The sequence below is a fragment of the Sandarakinorhabdus sp. genome (assembly GCF_031430775.1).
GTDB lineage: Bacteria > Pseudomonadota > Alphaproteobacteria > Sphingomonadales > Sphingomonadaceae > Sandarakinorhabdus.
Window position 1 is genome coordinate 1 of record NZ_JANPCD010000099.1, and the last position, 20977, is coordinate 20977.

21 protein-coding genes and 1 pseudogene are annotated in these 20977 nt (G+C 65.3%); 11 read left to right on the forward strand and 11 right to left on the reverse strand.

Annotation, left to right across the window (positions count from 1 at the left end; translation table 11 throughout):
* Window positions 1-704 (reverse strand): annotated as a pseudogene (locus RMQ73_RS05830) (acetyl-CoA C-acetyltransferase); the annotation flags it as partial.
* 97 nt (window positions 705-801) lie between these two features.
* Between RMQ73_RS05830 and RMQ73_RS05835 the strand changes: the two are divergent.
* The gene (locus tag RMQ73_RS05835; protein ID WP_310497138.1) at window positions 802-2223 is read left to right on the forward strand and encodes a DUF1254 domain-containing protein; all 1422 of its coding nucleotides are present in this window, start codon (window positions 802-804) and stop codon (window positions 2221-2223) included.
* Window positions 2220-3881 (forward strand): thiamine pyrophosphate-binding protein, encoded by a 1662-nt coding sequence (locus RMQ73_RS05840; RefSeq protein WP_310497139.1) that lies wholly within the window; start codon window positions 2220-2222, stop codon window positions 3879-3881. The genes RMQ73_RS05835 and RMQ73_RS05840 overlap by 4 nt, the downstream gene beginning before the upstream one ends.
* A 4-nt stretch (window positions 3882-3885) precedes the next feature.
* Here RMQ73_RS05840 and fghA read toward each other — a convergent pair whose 3' ends face one another.
* Genes fghA through RMQ73_RS05860 form a run of 4 tightly spaced genes read right to left on the reverse strand, consistent with a single transcriptional unit; the run spans window position 3886 to window position 6870 of the window.
* Complete coding sequence (gene fghA / locus RMQ73_RS05845; RefSeq protein ID WP_310497140.1) at window positions 3886-4716, reverse strand: S-formylglutathione hydrolase; 831 nt, start codon at window positions 4714-4716, stop codon at window positions 3886-3888.
* Window positions 4717-4733: 17 nt separating this feature from the next.
* Window positions 4734-5261 carry a hypothetical protein gene (locus RMQ73_RS05850; protein ID WP_310497141.1) on the reverse strand — a complete coding sequence of 176 codons (528 nt, stop codon included), beginning with the start codon at window positions 5259-5261 and terminating at the stop codon, window positions 4734-4736.
* Window positions 5258-5713 carry a hypothetical protein gene (locus RMQ73_RS05855; protein ID WP_310497142.1) on the reverse strand — a complete coding sequence of 152 codons (456 nt, stop codon included), beginning with the start codon at window positions 5711-5713 and terminating at the stop codon, window positions 5258-5260. The genes RMQ73_RS05850 and RMQ73_RS05855 overlap by 4 nt, the downstream gene beginning before the upstream one ends.
* Before the next feature lie 47 nt (window positions 5714-5760).
* The gene (locus RMQ73_RS05860) at window positions 5761-6870 is read right to left on the reverse strand and encodes an S-(hydroxymethyl)glutathione dehydrogenase/class III alcohol dehydrogenase (protein WP_310497143.1); all 1110 of its coding nucleotides are present in this window, start codon (window positions 6868-6870) and stop codon (window positions 5761-5763) included.
* 213 nt (window positions 6871-7083) lie between these two features.
* Here RMQ73_RS05860 and infA point away from each other — a divergent pair, with 213 nt between their 5' ends.
* Together infA and RMQ73_RS05870 are read left to right on the forward strand one after the other, a co-directional pair.
* Complete coding sequence (infA, locus tag RMQ73_RS05865; protein ID WP_310497144.1) at window positions 7084-7344, forward strand: translation initiation factor IF-1; 261 nt, start codon at window positions 7084-7086, stop codon at window positions 7342-7344.
* 126 nt (window positions 7345-7470) lie between these two features.
* Window positions 7471-8787, forward strand: a complete 1317-nt coding sequence (locus RMQ73_RS05870; protein ID WP_310497145.1) for an AarF/ABC1/UbiB kinase family protein — start codon at window positions 7471-7473, stop codon at window positions 8785-8787.
* On the opposite strand, the gene RMQ73_RS05875 is transcribed toward RMQ73_RS05870, so the two are convergent.
* Together RMQ73_RS05875 and RMQ73_RS05880 are read right to left on the reverse strand one after the other, a co-directional pair.
* Complete coding sequence (locus RMQ73_RS05875; protein WP_310497146.1) at window positions 8778-10304, reverse strand: hypothetical protein; 1527 nt, start codon at window positions 10302-10304, stop codon at window positions 8778-8780. The two genes, RMQ73_RS05870 and RMQ73_RS05875, sit on opposite strands and share 10 nt — an antisense overlap.
* On the reverse strand, window positions 10304-11692 hold the full coding sequence (locus RMQ73_RS05880; RefSeq protein ID WP_310497148.1) for a DUF4139 domain-containing protein: 1389 nt from the start codon (window positions 11690-11692) through the stop codon (window positions 10304-10306). The genes RMQ73_RS05875 and RMQ73_RS05880 overlap by 1 nt, the downstream gene beginning before the upstream one ends.
* Before the next feature lie 118 nt (window positions 11693-11810).
* Here RMQ73_RS05880 and RMQ73_RS05885 point away from each other — a divergent pair, with 118 nt between their 5' ends.
* Window positions 11811-12149 carry a hypothetical protein gene (locus RMQ73_RS05885; RefSeq protein ID WP_310497149.1) on the forward strand — a complete coding sequence of 113 codons (339 nt, stop codon included), beginning with the start codon at window positions 11811-11813 and terminating at the stop codon, window positions 12147-12149.
* Window positions 12150-12155: 6 nt separating this feature from the next.
* Here RMQ73_RS05885 and RMQ73_RS05890 read toward each other — a convergent pair whose 3' ends face one another.
* Window positions 12156-12617: a DUF192 domain-containing protein gene (locus tag RMQ73_RS05890; protein WP_310497150.1), complete on the reverse strand. Its 462-nt coding sequence runs from the start codon at window positions 12615-12617 to the stop codon at window positions 12156-12158.
* The gene (locus RMQ73_RS05895; RefSeq protein WP_310497151.1) at window positions 12614-13189 is read right to left on the reverse strand and encodes a cold shock domain-containing protein; all 576 of its coding nucleotides are present in this window, start codon (window positions 13187-13189) and stop codon (window positions 12614-12616) included. The genes RMQ73_RS05890 and RMQ73_RS05895 overlap by 4 nt, the downstream gene beginning before the upstream one ends.
* A 187-nt stretch (window positions 13190-13376) precedes the next feature.
* Here RMQ73_RS05895 and RMQ73_RS05900 point away from each other — a divergent pair, with 187 nt between their 5' ends.
* The 6 genes from RMQ73_RS05900 to RMQ73_RS05925 all read left to right on the forward strand — a co-directional run bounded on the left by RMQ73_RS05900 (window position 13377) and on the right by RMQ73_RS05925 (window position 18792).
* On the forward strand, window positions 13377-13970 hold the full coding sequence (locus RMQ73_RS05900) for a carbon monoxide dehydrogenase subunit G (RefSeq protein ID WP_310497152.1): 594 nt from the start codon (window positions 13377-13379) through the stop codon (window positions 13968-13970).
* Between the two features lie 3 nt (window positions 13971-13973).
* Complete coding sequence (locus tag RMQ73_RS05905; protein ID WP_310497153.1) at window positions 13974-14951, forward strand: XdhC family protein; 978 nt, start codon at window positions 13974-13976, stop codon at window positions 14949-14951.
* Window positions 14948-16507 carry an NTP transferase domain-containing protein gene (locus RMQ73_RS05910; protein ID WP_310497154.1) on the forward strand — a complete coding sequence of 520 codons (1560 nt, stop codon included), beginning with the start codon at window positions 14948-14950 and terminating at the stop codon, window positions 16505-16507. The genes RMQ73_RS05905 and RMQ73_RS05910 overlap by 4 nt, the downstream gene beginning before the upstream one ends.
* 67 nt (window positions 16508-16574) lie before the next feature.
* Entirely contained in the window at window positions 16575-17444 is an 870-nt protein-coding gene (locus tag RMQ73_RS05915) for a dienelactone hydrolase family protein (RefSeq protein WP_310497155.1), read from the forward strand.
* Between the two features lie 28 nt (window positions 17445-17472).
* On the forward strand, window positions 17473-18195 hold the full coding sequence (locus tag RMQ73_RS05920; protein ID WP_310497156.1) for an SDR family NAD(P)-dependent oxidoreductase: 723 nt from the start codon (window positions 17473-17475) through the stop codon (window positions 18193-18195).
* A 12-nt stretch (window positions 18196-18207) separates the two neighbouring features.
* Window positions 18208-18792, forward strand: a complete 585-nt coding sequence (locus RMQ73_RS05925) for a 2-hydroxychromene-2-carboxylate isomerase (protein ID WP_310497157.1) — start codon at window positions 18208-18210, stop codon at window positions 18790-18792.
* A gap of 62 nt (window positions 18793-18854) precedes the next feature.
* Here the strand turns inward: RMQ73_RS05925 and RMQ73_RS05930 are convergent, their stop codons facing one another.
* Both RMQ73_RS05930 and RMQ73_RS05935 read right to left on the reverse strand, forming a co-directional pair.
* The gene (locus tag RMQ73_RS05930) at window positions 18855-19592 is read right to left on the reverse strand and encodes a Bax inhibitor-1/YccA family protein (protein WP_310497158.1); all 738 of its coding nucleotides are present in this window, start codon (window positions 19590-19592) and stop codon (window positions 18855-18857) included.
* Between the two features lie 103 nt (window positions 19593-19695).
* Window positions 19696-20977 (reverse strand): FtsX-like permease family protein (locus tag RMQ73_RS05935; RefSeq protein WP_310497159.1); only part of this gene is annotated, 1282 nt, incomplete at its 5' end.

Genomic DNA, 20977 nt, shown 5'->3' on the forward strand with positions numbered 1-20977 from the left:
GGGTTGATCAGCTTGACGCCGCGGATGGCCTCGAGGCTCGCTTCGAAGCGGATGCCTTCATCGACCGTGTGGCTGCGGGCTTCGCCTTCGTGGGTGGTGACATCGACGGCGACAATCTCGGCATCAAAGGCACCGCCGCGCGAGGCCTGCGCGGCCTTGCGCTGGCTGTGATAGCCGAATTCATCCATCATGTCCTTGGTCAGGCCGTGTTTGTCGGCGATCATTTCGGCGCCGGCAAACTGGCTGAACTGGATGCCCGGATAGCGTGCAGCGATGCCCTCCCCATAGGGCATGCCCATGCCGGCCTTGAACGGCAGCGATACCGGCGTTCCCATCGGCACGCGGGTCATGGATTCCACGCCGGCAGCGATGACCACGTCCATCTGGCCCGACATGACGGTGGCGGCGGCAAAGTGCAGCGCCTGCTGGCTTGATCCGCATTGCCGGTCAACGCTGGTGCCCGGCACCGATTCGGGCAGGCGCGACGACAATACGGCGTTGCGTGCCACATTGGTCGATTGCTGGCCGGCCTGGCCGACGCAGCCCATGATGACATCCTCGATCAATGCCGGATCGGCGCCGCAGCGTTCGACCAATGCATCGAGAACCTTGCCGGCAAGATCGGCCGGATGCCAGTCGCGCAGCATCCCGCCACGGCGCCCCCCGGCAGTGCGCGCAGCGGCGACGATATAGGCCTGGCTCATGGTGACTGGCTCCTGTGCGTGCAGATTCGCAACGCCGGGACTTTACGCCAAGCCCCCGCCCCGGCAATGACGATTCAAAATGAGAGGGAGCCGCGAGATGCGCATTTTGGGGATGATCTTGCTGGCATTGGGCTGGAGCACGGCGATGCCAGTGGTTGCGGCGCCCGCCAAGCCGCCTGCAAAGCTTGCCGCCAAGGGGCCGCTGAGGCCGCTTGCCAAGGCACCGGCGAAACCCGCCGCACCCACGACCCTGCCCGACACGCCCCAAGTGCAGGCGGTGCGCCGCGCCTTCCGCTTTGCCTTTCCGATCTATGAAATCATGCGCACCCGGGGCTTGCAGCTTGGCAGGGCCGAGGCGGCGGGCTTTTCGAACGCCGTAAATGCGCTTCTGCCGCGCCTGACGCTGGCCGATGCCACGACACGCGAGATCACGACGCCCAACAACGACACGCTTTATGCCTCGGCCTGGCTCGACCTGTCACAAGGCCCGGTGGTGTTCAGCGTCCCTGCCCTGCCCGGTCGCTACAATTCGGCGGCGCTGATGACCGTGACAAGCGATGTCGTGGCGGTGCTTGGCACGCGCACGGCGCCGCAGGGTGGCCGCTATGCCATTGTCGGGCCCGGCTATACCGGCCCAGCGCCATCAGGCACAGAACTGGTGCGCAGCCCGACCAACCAGGCATGGCTGCTGGTGCGCGTGGTGGTGAACGGCAAGGACGATATTCCGGCGGCATCACAGGCGATCCTGTCATACACGATGGCCGGGCCGGGGGCTGTGCCGCCGTTTGCGCTGGCGACACCGCCGGCACCTGATGGCAAGGCGTTCCTGTCCGTGGTGAACGCCGTGATCGCCGCATCCGGCAGCAGTGACCTTCAGGCAAAGCTGATGGGCATTGCCGATACCGGACTGGGCCGCGACTGGGATGCGCTGACGCCCGATGCGCAGGCGCTGTGGAACCGCGCCATACCGATCATGACGCGCGAACTGCGCGGCGGCCTGGCCGATATCGGCGGCACCGTCGATGGCTGGTCCTATCCGCCGTTCAATATCGCCGAATATGGCGACGATGATGATTTGCGCGCCAAGGTGGCATTGGGCGGGCTGGCGGCGCTGCCGCGCGTCGAGGCCGTGTATCTGTCGGCCCGCAGCGATGCCACCGGCGCGGCGCTGGATGGCAGCAAGTCGTGGCGGGTGCGTATTCCGGCGGGTTTGCCGCTGCAGGCGTTCTGGTCGCTGACCATGTACCAGCAAGAGGCGGACGGCAGGCTGTTCTTCGTGCCCAACCCGCTCGATCGCTTCGCCGTCGGTGACCGGTCGCGGCACCTGCGGCCCGACCGCGACGGCAGCACCGAGATTTTCGTGCAGGCGCAAAAGCCGTCTGGCGAACGCGTCGTCAACTGGCTGCCGGCGCCGGGAGGCAAGTTCGTGCTGGTGTTCCGGGCGTATCTGCCAAAGGCGCCGCTGCTGGATGGCAGCTTCCGGCTGCCGCCGGTCATCGAAGGCGAGATGATCCCATGAGCGGGGACACCACACGCGCCGGCAAGCACATCATGCTGGATGTGCTTGCCTCCGAAGGCGTGGAATTCATCTTCGGCAACCCCGGCACCACCGAACTGCCGCTGCTCGATGCCTTTGTCGTCGAGGACCGCATCCGCTATATCCTCGGCCTGAACGAGGTCGTGGTGATGGGCATGGCCGATGGCTATGCGCAGGCGACCGGCAAGCTGGCGGTGTGCAATCTTCATGCCGCGCCCGGCCTCGGCAACGCCATGGGCATGCTCTACAATGCCGCCAAGGCCGGTGCGCCGGTGCTGGTCACAGCCGGGCAGCAGGACATGTCGATACGGCTGACCGAGCCATTGCTGTGGGACGATCTGGCCACCATGGCGCGGCCGCTGTGCAAATGGTCCTTCGAAGTCGCCAGCATCGCCGAACTGCCGCGCGCCCTGCGCCGCGCCGCCAAGGTGGCACTGACCGCGCCGACCGGCCCGGTGTTCCTGTCCATTCCCGGCGATGTGCTGACGGCGATGGCCGCCGATGATCTTGATCTAGGCAGCCCGACCCGCATCGGGCCGCGCATTCGCGGTGATGCCGATGCGATTGCAGCGGCAGCCGCGATGATCCGCGCGGCGCAGCATCCGGTGATTTTTGCCGGTGATCATGTGGCCAAATCTGGCGCACACGCCGAACTGGCCGCCTTTGCCGAAGCAGTGGGTGCGCCCGTTTATCTTGAGGGTATGGCCAACACGGCGGCATTTCCGACCAACCATCCGCTGTATGCCGGCACGGTCGCGCGCATGACCCCGGCGCTGCGGGCGGTGATGCAAAGCCATGACCTGCTGATTTCCATTGGTGCCGATCTGCTGACGCAAAGCCAGGCCACGGGCGTGGAAGCGCTGGCACCCGGCACGCCGGTCGTGCACCTCGACGACGAACCATGGCAAATCGGCAAGAATTTTGCTGCCGCTGCTGCCATACAGGGCGATGCGCGCGCGACACTGCCGGAACTGACGGCGCTGCTGGAAAGCTGTGGCGCGGTGCGGGTACCAGGCATTGCCGCCGGAATCGCGGCGGCGCGCGCCGACCTGCTAGCCCGCGCCGATGCGCTGACCGGCGACATGCCGATGCAGCCGATGCCGGTGCTGAAACTGCTCGGCGAGTTGATGCCCGATGATGCCATTGTCATCGAGGAACTGCTGTCATCAGGTATGAACACCGTGCGGCAGCTGGTGCCGGCAACGCGGCCTGACAGCTGGTTCGGCATGCGCGGCGGCGGCATCGGCGTTGCCCTGCCGCAAGCGGCGGCCATGAAGTTGGCACATCCGAACAGGCCGGTGGTGGCGCTGACGGGGGACGGCAGCGTGATGTATGCCGCCGCCGCGCTATGGACCATGGCGCATTACAAGCTGCCGGTGGTGACGGTCGTGTTCAACAACAGCAGCTACCGCATCTTGAAACAGCGCACGCGGGCAATCGGCGACCATTCGGCGCGCACGGGCAGCTTTGTCGCGATGGACCTGACCGAGCCGGCGATTGATTTCCAAGCGCTGGCAGCGGCGCACGGCGTCAAGGCAGTGAAGGCCGAAACGCTGGACGCAGTGCGGTCGGCGTTTGTCGCGGCACTGGCAAGCGACACGCCCACGCTCATCGAAGTGCCGGTCGCGCGCGAGGCCTGAACCTTTACAACCGCGCCGCATGCCAGTGCAGATGGTCGGCAACGAAGCTTTGCACGAACCAATAGCCGTGGTCGTAACCGGCATGGCGGCGCAAGGTCAGCGCGATACCGGCACGGGCGCAGGCGGCTTCGAGCAATTCCGGGCGTAGCTGTGTTTCGAGGAAGTTGTCGGCCGCGCCCTGATCTACCAGCAGGTCGGGCAGCCGCGCGCCGGCATCCATCAGGGCACAGGCGTCATGCGCGGCCCATGCCGCCGGATCATAGCCAAGATAGGCCGGCAACGCCTTTTGTCCCCATGGCACCTGCGTGGGCGCAACAATCGGCGCAAACGCTGAAACGCTCTTGAACCGACCGGGGTGTTTCAGCGCGAGGGTGAGCGCGCCATGCCCGCCCATCGAGTGGCCGGTGATACCCTGCCGGGCCATGTCGGCGGGGAAATGCGCGGCGATGAAGCCAGGCAATTCGTCGATCAGCCATGCCCGCATCTGAAAATGCGCTGACCAGAGTGTAGCCGTAGCATCCAGGTAAAAGCTCGCGGCCTGCCCCATGTCCCAGGCCGGGTCGTCGGCAACGCTTGTCCCGCGCGGCGAAGTGTCGGGGGTGATCAGCATCAGGCCAAGCTGCGCCGCCAGCCGCTGCGCGCCCGCCTTGATGGCAAATGTTTCCTCGTTGCAGGTCAGGCCGGCAAGGCACCACAGCACCGGGAAAGGCCCGGCGCCGGGGGGCGTGAACACGCCGAAACGCATGGGCGTGCCGGTAGCGCTGCTGGCATGACTGTGGAAGGACTGGGTGCCGCCGTGGCAGGCGGCTTGGCCAAGGATTTCGGTCTGTGTCATGAAGCCTTGTGCGAGGTTCAACCCGCCTCGGACTGGGTGGGATCAGCGTTTTTTATGGTATAGACGTCCTTGACATAAAGATAGAAAAATCCGAACGAAATGATAAGGATAACCAGTCCTATCACCGGCGATGAGATCTTGGCGATGCCCATGATCTCGACATCATTGTTCGTCGCGCCGGCACGGCCAAAGCCGAAGAACTGCAACCCTGCAAACGCCAGCCCCGAAAAGGTCAATACATACACGGCTATGGCGGCGGCCTCCGTCCAGAATTGGTGGCGGCGATACATCATGGCGTTGTAGCGGTGGACCTCGACGTTGAAACGCATCGCTTCGGTGGCGGCGTCCAGCGAGGCATCACAAAGCGCCACGCCCTTTTCGCCCAAATCAGGCCTTGCCGGGCACACCCCTGCAGGGAGCAGCGCCGGCGAAACCCGCGGTCCGGCATCCGGCCGCACCAGGCCGGCGGCGATCTCCACGGCAGTAGCCGCATGAGCCGGCAACGCCAGCACCATCAAGAGCGTCGCGAAGAACAGACGTATCATGGCTTTTTCTTGGTTATGCTGACGTCATCCCCCAGCACAATGCGAGCAAAATCAAGCGCAAGCGCAACTTCGGGGCAAGCTTCTTTGGCGGCCTTTTCCTCAAGCAGTTTGACGGTTTGCCCATTGAGCAACCCCATCAGCTTGCTCTTCATCTGCGCCGTCTGCTCGGCATCGAGCGGCGCCGGGCAGGCAGTTGCGCTGACGGGATCAGCCATCGTGACTGGAGCGGCTCTCATGACTGGAGGCGACAACAGGACCTGAGGCTGCGCAGGGGTTAAGCACACCGGGCAGGGCACCCCGTTGCTGTCCACAGGCCTCAGGACATCAGCCAATTCCGACTTGTGGTTTTTCGGCGGTCGCTGTGCGGCTCCCTTGATCAGATCCTGCTGGGCGAAAGCAGAGGAGCCGGTGCATATGGCCACCGCCAAGAACAAGGCAACAGAATTGCGCATGGTTCATCCCCACTTCAGGGGTGGAGAATAACATGAGCCCCGGTCGATTAGAAGACCACCACGGTTCGGATGCTTTCGCCCGAATGCATCAGGTCGAACGCGGTGTTGATCTCCTCCAGCGGCAGCACATGGGTGATCATCGGGTCGATCTCGATCTTGCCGTTCACATACCAGTCGACGATTTTGGGGACATCGGTGCGGCCGCGCGCGCCGCCAAAGGCGCTGCCCTTCCAGACGCGCCCCGTCACCAGCTGGAACGGCCGGGTGGCGATTTCCTTGCCGGCCTCGGCAACGCCGATGATGATGCTCTCGCCCCAGCCGCGATGGCACGCCTCAAGCGCGGTGCGCATGACATCGGTGTTGCCGGTGCAATCAAAGGTGTAATCGGCGCCGCCATCGGTCAGAGCGACGAGATGTGCCACCAGATCGCCGGACACGTGCTTGGGGTTGACGAAATCTGTCATGCCGAAACGGCGGCCCCAGGCCTCGCGATCGGGGTTGATGTCAACGCCGATGATCTGGTCGGCGCCCACCATGCGCAGGCCTTGCAGGACATTGAGGCCGATGCCGCCCAGGCCAAAGACGATGGCGCGGCTGCCCGGCGTCACCTTGGCGGTCTTGACCACGGCGCCGACGCCGGTGGTCACGCCGCAGCCGATGTAGCAGGCCTTGTCAAAGGCGGCATCGGTACGGATTTTGGCGACGGCGATTTCCGGCAACACGGTGAAATTCGAGAATGTCGAGCAGCCCATGTAGTGAAAGATGGTCTGGCCCTTGTAGCTGAAACGGCTGGTGCCGTCGGGCATCACGCCCTTGCCTTGCGTGGCGCGGATGGCGGTGCACAAATTGGTCTTGCCCGACAGGCACGACTTACATTGCCGGCATTCGGGCGTGTAGAGCGGGATGACATGGTCGCCGATTGCAACCGACGTGACCCCGGCGCCGATTTCGCGGACGATGCCGGCACCTTCATGGCCCAGGATCGATGGGAACAGCCCCTCGCTGTCCTTGCCTTCAAGGGTGTAGGCGTCGGTGTGGCAGATGCCGGTGGCCATGATTTCGACCAGCACTTCGCCGGCGCGCGGCCCCTCCAGGTCGACCTCGACGATTTTGAGCGGGGTGTTGGGTGCAAAGGCGACGGCGGCGCGGGTCTTCATGGGTCGGTTTTCCCTGTTCGTGTCACGCTGTCCTAGCGGCAATTGCCGGGCCGCCAAACCCTCAATCTGGTGGCCGCCCTTGCTTTTTGAGGCTGTTCGGGCCATTGGGCAGCCGCAAGGTAACAACTCCCGGGCCGCATGCGGCACGATTTGCGAATATCCAAGGATATCTGATGCAGTTTTCCACCGTCTCCCGCGCATTCAAGGCCTGATATGCCCAAAGAAGAAGTCATCAAGATCGAAGGCGAGATCACTGAAATCCTGCCTGATGGCCGGTTCCGTGTCCGCCTTGAAAATGAACATGAAATCATCGCTTACACTGCCGGCAAGATGCGCAAGAACCGCATCCGCTCCATCGTCGGCGACCGCGTGCATGTCGAAATGACCCCCTATGACCTCGACAAGGGCCGCATCGTCTTCCGTGAAAAGACCGCGCCGATGCCCATGAACCAGCGGCGGTTCTTCCGCCGTTGATGACCGCCAAAGGCTGACCAGCGGCGGTTCTTCCGCCGTTGATGACTTCCGGCAGCCGAACCCGCAGCGGGGCGCGGCAATGCCCCGCACTGGCGGACCGTGCCTTGCCGGGGCAAGTCCGCCGCCATGGCATTTCCCCCGATCAAAAGCCGCGCCGTCCCGTCTTCGCGCCTGGCGCGGCTGGCCGGCTTTGGCCGCATCGCCGGCGGTCTTGCCGGATCGGTCATCGGCGGCGGCGCCGGGCAACTCGTGCGCGGCCAGCGGCCCAACCGGCCCGGCTTGCTGCTGACACCCGGCAATGCCCGGCGACTGGCTGACGAACTGTCGCGGCTGCGCGGTGCGGCCATGAAGATGGGCCAGTTGCTCAGCATGGATGCCGGCGAGTTGTTGCCGCCCGAACTGTCCGACATCATGTCGCGGTTGCGTGCCGATGCCGCGCCTATGCCCGATGCCCAACTGGAGGGCGTGTTGACGGCGGCATGGGGCGCGGGCTGGGAAGCGAGGTTCCAGCGTTTCGACCGCAGGCCCATCGCGGCGGCATCAATCGGGCAGGTGCACCGGGCGATGACGCATGATGGCCGCGACCTTGCCATCAAGGTGCAATACCCCGGCGTGCGCGCCAGCATCGATGCAGATGTCGACAATGTCGCGACGCTGATCCGCATGTCGGGCTTGCTGCCCGCCGGCCTGGACGTGGCGCCGCTGCTGGCGGCCGCAAAACAGCAATTGCATCAAGAGGCTGATTACACGCGCGAGGCACAGTGCCTGGCCCAGTTCGGCGCGCTGCTGGCCGGCAATGCCGGCTTTCAGGTGCCGGCTTTGATGGCGGATCTGTCCACCGACACAGTGCTGGCGATGGAGCATGTCGGCGGCGTCGCCGTCGAAAGCCTGGGCGCCCTGCCCCAGGCGCAGCGCGATGCCGCGATCAGCCAGTTGCTGTCGCTTGTGCTGTCAGAGTTGTTCGATTGGGGCGTCATGCAGACCGACCCCAATTTCGCCAATTACCGTTATGACCTGAACAGCGGCCGGCTGATCCTGCTCGATTTTGGTGCGACCCGCGATTTGCCGGCCGCGCTGGTGACCGGCTATCGCGCCATATTGCGAGCCGGGCTGGCCGGTGACGAGACAGCGATCACCACCGCGCTCATGGGCATGGGCCTGATAGCTCCACAGGCTTCGCCCGCCATGCGCGCCGCCATCTTCGCGATGGTGGAGGATGCCTTTGCACCGCTTCGTTCAGGCAGCGTATTCGATTTCGGCGCCACCGACATGGCCATGCGTCTCAAGGACCAGAGCATCGCATTGGCAGCCGAACGGGCGCATTTCTCGGTGCCGCCGGCCGATTTCCTGCTCGTCCAGCGCAAGTTCGGCGGCATGTACCTGCTGGCCAGCCGCCTGAAGGCGCGGGTGAATGTCGCGGCGCTGATGGCGCCCTATCTTTGACGGCGCCCCTTGGCTCGGTAGTCCAGCGCAATCTCGCTGTTGGCCGGCACGGTGACCGTCCATGTCGGCGTGCCGTCGCGCTTGCCGATGCGCGGGCGGGTCGTGATCAGTCTTTCGTTATCATCGATAAAAAGCGCGACTTCGGCGGTGACTTGCACATTGCGGGCGTTGGTCAAGCGGATGTGATACAACCCCGCCCTGTCAGCATCCTCGCCGGTCGATGCGCGCACTGCGTTGCTTTGCCCGGCCCTTATCTCGATCTCCTCGCCGATGGCGGCATCGCGCACGTCGTCCTCGCCGATCAGCATCGGCGCACCGCCCACCGTTTCGAACAGCGCCACTTTGCCCGAGGGCAATGGCAGGCCCAGCCCGCGCGCCGCGTCGTTTTTCAGGCGCAGCAGCAAACTGGCCTGGATGTCGGTTTCGGCATCGCCGGCCGTGAATTCAAAGCGGTGGATGGCGGTGAACGGCACGGCGCCCTGCGTCATCAGCAGCACCTGTTTCTGGCCGCGCGCCGCCACATCGGTCGCCTGCGGCACACGGTAGAGCTTGAGATCACCCAGATCCTCGCGCACCGCCTTGTTGCCGGTGACGACGATCTGGGAAAGTTCATCGGACATCATGGCCACTGCGGGCGCCACCATCATTTCGCGCATCAGCATGGGCGGTGCCGGCAAGGGGATGGCGGTGCCTGCGTTCCACGGCCAGCATGAGGCGGTGAAATCCCCGGCGTCCGGCACGGCATCGGCAATTTCGGCGTCATGCTCCACCCGCCCGGCGATGACCTGCGCCTGCGCCGCCGGGAATCCGGTGCCATTGCCATTGGCCAACGTCAGCCACGCCGTAATATCCAACCCCCGGCCATCAGGACGCACCTGCGCCACATAATTCGCCGCCCAGTCAAAACCGCGCGCCAGATAGGACAGCGTCACCTTGGCCGCCACCGGCCTATCGCTGCGCGCCGTTACCGACAGGGTCGGCTTGGCGGTCAGTCCCGCTGGCAGGGAGGGAAACACCAGCCGTTCGGGCAGGCCGCTACAGCGCAGCGCCTCGAGCCCTGCCGCGGTTTCCAACATTGCACCGCCATCGGGGCCGGACCGGATGATGGCCGGCACCCGCGTCTCGCGCCCCGTGGCGGTGTTTGTGCGCACCAGGGTCACCTGCTGGCCCAGATACGCCGCCATCAGGCCCGCCGGAGACAGCAGGCGCGCATCACGGTTTTTTTCCACCACCCCTGCCGGCAAGCCCGCGACGACCGCCGATACCGAGATCATGCCGTCCGCCACCCCTTCGAACCGGATGACGGTTTCACCGGCCGGAATGGTGATGGTGCGGGTTTCGCTGATCAGCGCAAAACCTTGCAGGTCATCAAGATCGATGGCCCCCCCGCTGCGGCCAGGCGGGCGATAGATGCTGACCGACACAGCCTCGGGCGCCGGCGACACGAACGTGCCGGCTGCGGATGGAGCCGCCAATAGAGCAGATGCAAGCAGCGCCGGGGCCAGCAACAGCCGCATCAGTATTTCGTTTCGAACGTCGCCGTCACTTTCACTTCGCCATTGGCCGGCACCGGCACGCGCCATTCGACGGTATCGGCATCGACGCGGCGGCTGATGAGGCTTTCGGTCACGATCTTGCTTTCGCCCCACAGGCCGGTCTGCGCGAGATCGACTGTTACCGGCGCCGCGCGGGCATTGGTGATCGTATAGCTCATGGTCGTGCGCCAGCGGGTCTTGCCCATTTGCTCGCGCACTTCGGCGACCGGCTTGACCTTGACGTCAAAGGCCTCGCCGGTGCGGATCGCCAAGTCGGACCCCATCGGCGTGTGGCCGATCTGGTTTTCGCCGATGAACTGCGGCTGGCCGCGCGCGTCGCGGGCATAGACGCGCACCGTGCCGGCGGGCAGCTGGTCACCCAGCCCGCCGGCGGACGCGTTGCGGAACTTGATGACCGTGGCAAAGGATTGCGGGTCAGTCTGGGTGGCCAGCCAGCCGACGCGATATTCATAGGCCTTGCGCGCCTGCACGCCGCGCGCATCAAGGAAGCTCACCTGTTTGGTCTGGCGGTCGGCGATCGTGGTGCGTTCCTGCAGCGGATACAGGTAATAATCCCCCAGCTGTTCACGGTCATTGCCCTGCGTTCCGGCCGCCACCAAGCCGCGCGGCGCGCCCCGCCCCCCGTTGTTACCATTGGGATTGCTGCCATTCGGGTTGCCAGCCACCAGCAAGGTCTGCGCGGCCTTGAACGTCGTGCCCGATGTGTTGGTCAGCGTGATCCAGCCCTGCATATCCATGGCGCCGGCGGTTTCATCGAACAGCGCGACATAATCCGCCTTCCAGCCGAGGCCCGAGGTCAGATAGCTCAACCTTGCCGAATGCGGCCCGGCCCTTTCGGCATCGACCGTCACCGAGAGCGTGGGGCGGGCGCGCAGGTTTTCGGGCACGCGCGCAAAAATGACCCGCACCGGGAGGCCGTCATCGCGCAGCACCTCGATACGGTCGCCGATCTTGAGGACGACGCCGCCATTTACGGCCAGCACGGTCGCGATTTCGCGAGTTTCGACGCCGGTGGCGGGGTTGATGCGCACGATGGTGACATCGCTGCCCACCGCCTTTTCCATCATGGTGTCGGGCGACAGCAGGTCATAATCGAAATTCTGTTCGACAATGCCGATGCCGGCGGCGGCCAGCGTCACCGTTTCGGGGCGGATGCGCGCCGAAACGTCCTTGAATTCCTGCCGGCTGCGCCCGGCGGGCAGATCAAGCCGCCGGCTGTCCTGCACCAGGGCCAGATCATCATTGTAGATGGTGATGGCCAGGCCCGGCGGTGCCGACTGGGCTGTTGCAGCTGCGGACAGCGCCATGGCAGGAAAGACACAGATAACGGGAAGGACAAATATCTTCATGACTCAAGCCTGGCACGGGCCGCAGGCATTGTCGATTGCTCGCTGCAAACCGGCAATTGGCCGATATTGGCCACAGCATGCCTTGCATTGTTTTACCATTTCGCTGTAGCAAGGTGCCATGGCTGACTATCGCGTTACCAAAGTGCAAACGCTTCCAGGCTTGGCCGGAAACGTCATTGACAGGCTCAGCGGACCTGGCTGGACCGATACTGCACACAATGTGCTGGGGCACCTGCAGCGCAGCGCCCACCGTTTTTACATTGAATCAGCGGCAGGCAGGCTCTGGCTGGCGCCGGACCCGCGCGACGACACAGCGGTAGTCGCAACGCGCGAGGATGGCGTGCCGGTGGCAATCGATGATCTGCCGCTTGTCATCGACCAGCAGATGACATCGCCGCTGCCGCGCAAGATACGCGGTCTCTGGCAGCGTTTCATCGATGCGGGATCGCAGTTGTAGGACAGCTCAGTATCGAACCCGGTCGCCCGGCTGCAAGCCAATGCGCTGCGCCTCGCCGAGATTCAGTTCGATGACACCCGCAGCCACGCCGCCCGACGGGATCAGTTCGCGCGTGAAAGGCTTGCCGCGTCCGATGCTGATGACACGCCCGCCCGACGAATAGAAAATCAGGTCCAGCGGCAGCTCCGTGTTTTCCATCCAGAACGTCGCGGTTCGCGGCGGCACAAACGGAAAGATCATGCCCGAGTCGCGCCGCATGGCCTTGCGGAACATCAGCCCGCATTCCTGATCGGCAGGCGACGCCGCAACCTCGACCCGGTAGCTGAATTTGCCCTTTGCCGTCTGGAACACCGCCTTGCCAAGCCTGAGGCCCACACTCGGGCACGCCGCCATGGCCGGGCTGGCCGCTCCGAACGTGCAGGCGGCCAGCATGGCCAATGCAACAGGCGCCCGCACAGGGTTTTTCATGCAGAGGGTGCCTCGGTGCCGACTGGAGCTTCGATGACGACCGCTAATGGGCCCTTGTGGCCGGGGGCGACACGCGCCCGCAGCAACTGGCCGGGGAGAAGTTCGACGAGTCCGGCGCGGCGTACGGTTTCCATGTGCACGAATATATCTTCATCGCGGCCAATACGCACGACAAATCCATAGCCTTTGAGCCGGTTGAACCATTTGACCGACACATCCTCATATTCGCCGGCCGCCGCGATCATCGCCTGCGGGTTCACGCGGTCGGCGGCACGCGCAGCCGCCGTTTCCGGATCCGGGCCAATTGCAGTGGACAGATCAATGTCCGTGATGCGCTTGGCCTGGCGGCCACGATCGCGCGCAATGACCTCGCAGGTCAGGGTCGCGCCTTCGGGCAACGTGCGTCTGCCGATGTCGCGAACGACGGTGAAATGCACCAGAATATCGGCGCCCTCACCGCTGGCCGGCACCATGAAGCCATAGCCCCGCACCGGGTCGAACCATTTGACCGTGCCGCGAACGATGACTTCCTCGGCGGGCGTGCCCACCTGAACTGCTTCTTCGACTCGCATCTCGACCCCCGTCAGGAACGCAACCGACTATGACATTAATGCGACATTCTTGACGGATCAGCCCATGAGTCAACCACGATTTGACATTTTAACCGTCAATTCTTGCTGCCCCGTTGGAATTGCAAGGCTTGCAAGCCTATGGGAAGCTGGAATCGGGCATTGAAACAGACATCAGGGACGCGCGAACATGCAACTGGAAGGCGAAGTCAGCATCGGGGCGGCACGTGACGCTGTCTGGGCGGCGCTGAACGATTCGGATGTGCTGGCACGCTGCATCGATGGCGTCGAAAGCCTGACCCGGGTTGCATCGGGAAGCGGCGAGCAATTCGAAGGGCGAATGAACGCGCGCATCGGTCCGGTGCGTGCCACCTTTGCTGGCACAGTGAGACTGGAAGATGTCGTCGCACCACAAAGCTACCGCCTCGTCGGCGAAGGCAAGGGAGGTGTCGCCGGATTTGCCAAGGGCAGCGCCGATGTGGCGCTGGTGGAAACGAGCGCCAATAAAACGCTGCTGACCTACCGCGTGGAATCCAGCGTCGGGGGCAAGCTGGCCCAATTGGGTGCGCGGCTCATCGAAGGCGCCGCAAAACAATATGCCGAGACGTTTTTCGCCCGGCTCAAGGCCGAACTTGAAAATCCGACGGCGCCAGCCGAAGCCGAGGCAGTTCCTGAAACCATCCCGGTCGGTCCTGCCGCGCCAGCCACGGGACTGGCGCCGGTAATCTGGGGCGGCGGGCTGATCCTGGTCGTGGTGGCATTTCTGTTCTGGCAATGGGGCTGAGGTATGGCCGGGCCGGATGATCTAGACACGCTCGGACAGGCCCGGCGCTGGGCAGCGGACGGCCATGCGGTCGCGATTGCCACCGTCATCGAAACCTGGGGATCGGCCCCGCGACGCACCGGCAGCCATCTGGCGGTGCGCGGCGACGGGCTGTTTGCGGGATCGGTCAGCGGTGGCTGCGTCGAAGGTGATGTCATCATCGCTGCGCAGGACTTGCTCGGCGCGGGCAGAGGCGCCGTTCGGCTGGACTATGGTGTTGCCGATGAAACCGCCTGGTCTGCCGGTCTGGCGTGCGGCGGGCGCATCGCGATTTTGGTGCAGCGGCTGGCCGGCGATGGCTTTTCCCCAGCCTTGATCGCCGCGCTTGAGACAGCCGCCGCTGCTGGCGAGAGCGTCACGCTGACAACCGACACGGCCAGCGGCCAGACCCGGATTGCCGAACCGGGCGAGACTGCGGGTTTTGTCCGCGCCTATCCGCCGCCGCGCCGGATCGCGATCATCGGCGCCGTTCATATCGCACAGGCACTGGTGCCGCTGGTAAAGGCACTGGGTGTCACGCCAACAGTCATTGATCCGCGCGGGCTGTTTGCGGCCGATGCCCGTTTTGCTGGGCTGGATCTGGACCGGCGCTGGCCGGATGAAGCGCTGGCGGAGTGGCGGCCAAACGCTGCCAGCGCCGTCGTGGCGCTGACCCATGATCCCAAGCTGGACGATGCGGCGCTGGCCGAGGCGCTGCGGTCGCCGGCCTTCTACATATCGGCGCTCGGCAGCCGAAAGAACCATGGCCTGCGCCGCGAGCGACTGGGCGCCATGGGCTTTGACGCCGCTGCGCTTGACCGCATCCATGGCCCCGCCGGGCTGGCCATCGGCGCGGCCGACCCGGTAGAAATCGCGCTCAGCATCGCGGCCGAAATGACGGCGGCCTGGCGCGGTGCGCCACTTACTGGTGATTCGCGCGGCGCGCTAATGCCCCGCGCATGAAATTCGGGCCATTGCCCGTGTCATCGGCTGCGGGGCACCTGCTGGCCCATGGCTTGACGATTGCCGGCCAGCGCTGGGCCAAGGGGCATCTCCTGAGCGAAGACGATTGTCGCCGGCTGGCGGGCGCCGGACTGGCCGAAATCTTTGTCGCGCAATTGGCGCCGGGCGATGTGCCCGAAGATGTCGCAGCGTCACGGCTGGCAGGCGTGCTGGCCGGCGATGGGCTGATCGTGCTGCCGGCGGCGCATGGCCGCGCCAATCTGGCAGCCCGAGCCGATGGCGTGTTGCGGCTGGACCCGGCCATGGTCGGTGACGTCAACGCGGTGGACGAGGCGCTGACGCTGGCGACGCTGGCAGACGGCGCCCGCGTTGCGCGGGGCGAGATCGTCGCCACGGTCAAGACCATCCGCTATGCCGTGGGTGCCGACAGTTTTGCAGCTGCGATGATGGCGGCGGCCCCAATTGACGTGGCGGCATTTGTTTCGCGCCGTATCGCCATCATCGCCACCACCTTGCCCGGCACCAGCGACAAGGGCCTGGCGAAAACGGCGCGGGTGACACGCGCACGGGTACAGGCACTGGGCTGTGACTGGCAGGAGTTGCCGCCATGCGCCCATGAGGCCGGGGCGCTGGCAGCGGCTATCGCGGCGGCAGACGCCGACATCATCCTGATCGCAGGCGCGTCAGCCACAGTGGACCGGGACGATGTAATTCCAGCGGCCATCGTGCAAAGCGGCGGCCACGTCGAGCGGCTGGGCATGCCGGTCGATCCGGGCAATCTGCTGTGCCTCGGATATGTGGATGGCCGCGCGGTGATTGGCCTGCCGGGGTGTGCGCGCAGCCCGAAACGCAATGGCTTTGACAGCGTGCTCGAACAACTGGTTGCCGGGCGCAGGGTGCTTGGCGCCGATATTGCCGCAATGGGCGTCGGCGGATTGCTGCCCGAGGCCGAGCGACCACAACCACGCGCCGGCGCTATCGCCGGGCCGGTCGGTGCGGTCGTTCTGGCGGCCGGGCGCTCCAGCCGCATGGCCGGACCGCACAAGCTGCTGGCAGTCTGGCAAGGCAAGCCATTGGTCGCGCATGTCGTCGATGCCATCATGGCCGCTGGCCTGCCGCCGCCGGTCGTCGTGCTGGGCGCACGCGGCGATGATGTGCGCGAGGCATTGGCAGGCCGCGAGGCGCATTTCGTGTCCGCGCCAGATTGGGAGGATGGGCTGGGCCGCAGCCTGGCTGCCGGTATCGGCGCCGTGCCCGGTGACTGGGCAGCGGCCCTGGTCTGCCTGGCCGACATGCCGCGCATCGAACCCGAACTGATCGCCGCCATGGCCGCAGCGCCAGGCGATGTTGCGGTCCCGGTCTGGCAAGGCAGGCGCGGCCATCCTGTGCGCTGGAGCCGGGCGCATTTTCCGGCGCTGCGCGCGCTGGCCGGTGATGCCGGCGGCAAGGCCCTGCTCGCGGGGCTGGAACTGACCGAAGTGCCGGCGCCGAGCGACGCAATTCTGGACGATATCGACACGCCCGAGGCACTGGCAGCGCTGCAATTGCGCCGCTAGGATGCCGGCCAGATACAGGAGCAAACCGATGACAGCCCCCCAAAGATCAGGCCCGATAAATCAGGCAATGATCGCACTATATGACCGGTTCACGCATGACGGCAGCCTGACGCGGCGGGACCTGATGGATGGCCTGACCCGGCTGGCCGGCAGCAGCGCTGCGGCCCTTGCGATCCTGCCCTTCATCGAAGCCAGCGCCAGCGCGGCGTCGCGCACGCGCCCGGATGAGCCCGGGATCATCAGCCAGCGGATCCAGTGGCGCAGCGACAGCGGCCGCACGATGTTCGGCTATCTGGCCATGCCGGAAAGCGGTGTGGCACGCGCCCGCAAGGTCATGGTCATCCACGAAAATCGTGGACTCAATGAGCATATCCGGGATGTCACCCGCCGGCTGGCACTGTCGGGCATGGTGGCGCTGGCACCCGATTTCCTCAGCGCGGCCGGAGAAACGCCGCGAACCGGCGATGGCACCAATTCGGCCGATGACATTGCCCGCGCCATGATCGGCCAGCTTGATCGCGGCATGGCCGTGTCGGACGCGCTGTCGGCGCTGATGTTCCTCGATTCCTATTCGACCGGACGCGGCAGGCCAAAGGCCATGGGCTTTTGCTGGGGCGGCGGCATGGTGAACCAACTTGCAGTCGCAGCAGCCAGCAAATTGGACAGCGGCATCGTCTATTACGGTCCGCCGGCCGACCCGGCCGATGCAGGCCGGATCAAGGCCCGCATGTTGTATCATTATGCCGGGCTGGACACGCGCATCAACGCCATGGTGCCGCCATGGGAAGCCGCATTAAAGTCTGCCGGCGTCGGTTTCGAAAGCCATGTCTATGCCGGAGTCAACCACGCCTTCAACAATGACACCTCCGAGGCGCGTTACAACGCCAGCGCCGCCAGCCTGGCATGGAGCCGGAGCCTGGCACTGCTGGCCAGTTGAGCGTGCAATTGCCTGAAAGGGTGCCAGCATGAACGGTGCAGCCATTGTCATCGGAGCCGGCGATGCCACCGGCGGCGCGATTGCGGCGGCGTTTGCCCGCACGGGGCTGACAGCGGTACCGGTCCGGCGCACGACCGCTGCGCTGGCGCCGCTCCACGACCGGATCATCGCCGAAGGCGGACGCTGCCTGCCCATCGGCGCGGATGCCCGCGACGAAGACCAGATGATCGCCCTGTTCGACAGGGTGGAGGCCGAGGTCGGCCCCGTCGAGGTCGCGGTGTTCAACATCGGCGCCAATTCGCCCATGAGCATTTTGGAAGAAACGCCGCGAAGATACCGGAAAATATGGGAAATGTGCGCGCTGGCCGGGTTCCTGACCGGGCGCGAGGCGGCGCGGCGCATGGTGCCGCGCGGGCGGGGCACGATCCTCTTCACCGGCGCGACTGCATCCGTGCGCGGCAGTGCCCGGTTTGCCAGCTTTGCCGGCGGCAAGCACGCCTGCCGGGCACTGGCGCAGAGCATGGCGCGCGAACTGGGGCCAATGGGCGTGCATGTCGCGCACAGCATCATCGATGGCGCCATCGACACTGCCTTTATCCGCGACAATTTCCCTGACCGCTATGCCGCCAAGGCCGATGATGGCATCCTCGACCCCGAAGCCATTGCGGCGGCCTATGTGATGCTCCACCAGCAGCCGCGCACCGCATGGACGCACGAGCTTGATCTCAGACCCTGGTCCGAACGCTGGTAAGGAGCCAAGCACATGCCAAACACCATCGAATTCCTGTTCGACGTGGGTTCGCCCACCGCCTATCTCGCCTGGCACCGGCTGAAGGGCGTCGTCGCCCGCACCGGGGCGCCGCTGGTGCCGGTGCCGATCCTGCTCGGCGGCGTGTTCAAGGCCACGGGCGGCATGCCGCCGGGCGTTGTCGCCGCCAAGGGCCGCTGGATGAACGAGGACATGGCGCGCTTTGCGGCGCGAGATGGCATCACGCTGGTCATGAACCCGCAGTTCCCGGTGAATACCATCACGATGATGCGGATTCTGGCGGGGCTGCAGGATGACGCGCGCTTTGCTGCCGTCACCGACACGCTGTTTGCCGGCATGTGGCAGCAGGCGCGCGCGATGGCCGACCCGGCTGTGCTGGCCGCGACGTTGACGGAAGCGGGCCATGATGCGGACGCGCTGCTGGCGCTGGCGGGCAGCGACACCGTCAAGCAGCGACTGATCGCCAACACCCAGGCGGCCATCGCACGCGGCGTCTTCGGCGCACCGACGTGTTTTGTCGCCGGCCAGATGCATTTTGGCCAGGATCGGATCGACTGGGTCGAGGCGGCAGCGGCCTGAAACGGAAAAGGCCCGGCAGGTTTCCCCGCCGGGCCGATTTCGTGCTCCGTTTGTGCGCCGGATTAGCGGCGGTCGCCCATGAAGCTGAGCAGGAACTGGAACAGGTTGATGAAGTTGAGATACAACGTCAGGGCGCCCATCACGGCCGCCTTGCCGGCGAAATCGCTGCCGGCAACGTCCCAGTACATGTCACGCAGGCGCTGCGTATCGTAAGCGGTCAGGCCGGCAAACACGAGCACGCCAGCCATGTTGATCAGCAGCTGGAAGCCGCTGGAGCCGATGAAGATATTGGCAACCATGGCAATGACAAGGCCGATCAGGCCCATGAACAGGAATTTGCCGAACGCCGACAGGTCACGCTTGGTGGTGTAACCATAGAGGCTGAGCGCGCCATACGTAGCAGCGGTGATGAAGAACGTCTGCGCCACCGAAGCGCCGGTATAACGCACGAAGATCGTCGACATCGACACGCCCATGACGGCGGCAAAGGCCCAGAACATCGCCTTGAGCGAAGATTCCGAAAGGCGGTTGATGCCGAAGTTCATCACGAGGATCATCGCCAGCGGCGACAGCATGGCCACCCAGCCCAAGATGGTCGGGCGACCGACTTCGTTGAAGAACACGGCGTTGAGCGCCGGCGTGCTGAACACCAGCAGTGCCACGATACCCGTGAGCAATACGCCCGACGCCATGTAATTGTAGATCGAGATCATGTATGCGCGCAGCCCGGCGTCCACGCCGGCGGCGTCGCCAGCCTGGGCCCGAAAGGCATCGAGCCGGGGGTCCATCTGATTGGCCATTAAAACCTCCTGTGAGCGGCAGGGATTGCCGAACAACAGACACAATATCGTGCATCTGATGACAAGTTTCAATGACCTGCGGTGCCGCAGCGTTACCGGTGCGTCACAATTCGCGCAGCACCGCGTTGGGCCGCGCCGAAAGCGCCCGCCAGTTGCCGGCCAGCCCAAGCAGCACCGTCACCGCGCCGCCCAGCAGCACGGTTGCCGCCACCGGCAGCCATTCCGGTTGCCATTCCAGCTTGAAAACCTGGGTGACGACAAACCAGCCGGCAAAGCCGCCCAGCGTCATGGCAAGGCCCGACACCACCAACGCCAGAAAACCATATTCGGCCAGTGTCGCCAGCGCCACCTGGCCCCGCGTGGCGCCCAGCATCTTGAGCAACACGGCATCATAAGTACGCGCCTGCGCGCCGGCCGCCACCGCGCCGACCAGAACGGCAATACCGGCAGCGACAGTGACACCGGCAGCGGCACGAATGGCCGCCGACAATTGCCCGAGCAGTTCCTGTACCTGGCCGAGCACGTCCTTGACGCGGATGGTGGACGCCGTGGGAAAATCGCGGGCCACGGCCGCAGCCACGGCCCGTTCGCGCGCCGGCGGCACGGTCAGCGTCGCCATCCACCCGTGCGGCGCAGATTCCAGCGTGCCGGGTGCAAAAAGTATGGCGAAATTGAAACCGAGCGACTGCCAGTTGATCTTGCGGGTGCTGGCGATGGTGGCTGTCACTTCGACGCCCAGCACCGACATGGTGATGCTGTCACCGATCTTGAGGCCCAGTGCGCGCGCCGCATCGTCGTCAAGGCTGACCAGCGGCGGGCCGGCATAGTCCCGTGGCCACCATTTGCCGCTGACCAACGTGTTCGATGACGGCAGGTCGGCGGCATAGGACAGGCCGCGATCGCCGCGCAGGATCCATGCTTCGGGCGGCGCGTTCAGTTCGGCAACCGGCACGCCCTTCACGGCTGTGACCGGCCCGCGCAGAGACGGCGCGACGGTCATTTCGGCGCCGGGCGCAGCCTTCGCGATGGCGGAGCGGAACCCGGCAAGACCCTCGTTGGGGATATCGATGACGAAAAAACTCGGCGCCCGGCCTGGCAAAGTGCGGTTGATCTGCCCGGCCAGATTGGTCTCTATCACCGACAGGGTCGCGAACAGGCTCAGGCCCAGCCCCAGTGCCACAATCAAGTTGCGCGTCGGCGCGCCGGGCCGATGCAGATTGGCCAGCGCCAGCCGCGCCAGCGTGCCCGATGGGCGCGGCGCCCGCGCCGCCAGCCAGCGCACCAGCGCCGCCAGCAGCCACAGCAGCGCAATCAGGGCCAGCGCACCGCCCAGAAAGGCAATGACGAACAGCCGTTCTTCGGCAACCAGCACGGTCAATGCGATG